This window comes from Exiguobacterium sp. AB2 (assembly GCF_000696055.1).
In the GTDB taxonomy this organism is placed as follows: Bacteria; Bacillota; Bacilli; order Exiguobacteriales; family Exiguobacteriaceae; genus Exiguobacterium; species Exiguobacterium alkaliphilum.
Map to the genome: position 1 here is coordinate 1 of NZ_JNAA01000093.1, position 771 is coordinate 771.

Annotated in this window: 6 tRNA genes and 1 rRNA gene; all 7 read right to left on the reverse strand. The window is 51.4% G+C overall.

Annotated features, from left to right (window positions below):
• Positions 1–18: 18 nt before the first annotated feature.
• The 7 genes from DI14_RS11460 to rrf all read right to left on the reverse strand — a co-directional run bounded on the left by DI14_RS11460 (position 19) and on the right by rrf (position 708).
• Positions 19–94, reverse strand: a tRNA-Ala gene (locus DI14_RS11460).
• A gap of 12 nt (positions 95–106) precedes the next feature.
• Positions 107–183 (reverse strand) — tRNA-Pro (locus tag DI14_RS11465).
• Positions 184–190: 7 nt separating this feature from the next.
• Positions 191–267 (reverse strand) — tRNA-Arg (locus tag DI14_RS11470).
• Positions 268–299: 32 nt separating this feature from the next.
• A tRNA-Leu gene (locus DI14_RS11475) sits at positions 300–386 on the reverse strand.
• A 34-nt stretch (positions 387–420) separates the two neighbouring features.
• Positions 421–496: transfer RNA gene (locus DI14_RS11480), tRNA-Thr, on the reverse strand.
• Positions 497–505: 9 nt separating this feature from the next.
• A tRNA-Val gene (locus DI14_RS11485) sits at positions 506–581 on the reverse strand.
• 11 nt (positions 582–592) lie between these two features.
• Positions 593–708 (reverse strand): 5S ribosomal RNA (gene rrf / locus DI14_RS11490).
• Positions 709–771: the final 63 nt, after the last annotated feature.

The window sequence follows — 771 nt, forward strand, 5'->3', positions numbered from 1 at the left end:
TTCGTCATAAAAATAAATTGGTGGAGCCTAGCGGGATCGAACCGCTGACCTCCTGCGTGCAAGGCAGGCGCTCTCCCAGCTGAGCTAAGGCCCCATAAAGGTATGATGGTCGGGAAGACAGGATTCGAACCTGCGACCCCTTGGTCCCAAACCAAGTGCTCTACCAAGCTGAGCTACTTCCCGAAAAAAATGGTGCACCCTGAGAGATTCGAACTCCCGGCCTTTAGATTCGTAGTCTAACGCTCTATCCAGCTGAGCTAAGGGTGCGAGACGAATGATCCTTCATGGATGTTTATAAATGGTACCGAGGGCCGGACTTGAACCGGCACGAGGAAACCCTCGCAGGATTTTAAGTCCTGTGCGTCTACCAATTCCGCCACCCCGGCAAGGTATAATTTATGCGGTAGACTTTTAAAAAAATGGTGCCGGCGAAAGGATTCGAACCCTCGACCCTCTGATTACAAGTCAGATGCTCTACCAACTGAGCTACACCGGCAGGTGTAAATGGTGGAGGATGACGGGATCGAACCGCCGACCCCCTGCTTGTAAGGCAGGTGCTCTCCCAGCTGAGCTAATCCTCCAAATATGTAATGCCTGGCAACGTCCTATCCTCACAGGGGGAGACCCCCAACTACTTTCGGCGCTGAAGCGCTTAACTTCCGTGTTCGGCATGGGAACGGGTGTGGCCGCTTCGCTATCGCCACCAGACATATAGTAGATTAACATTATCTCAACATAATGTCAACCTGTTTTTTAAGAGATTGTTCTCTC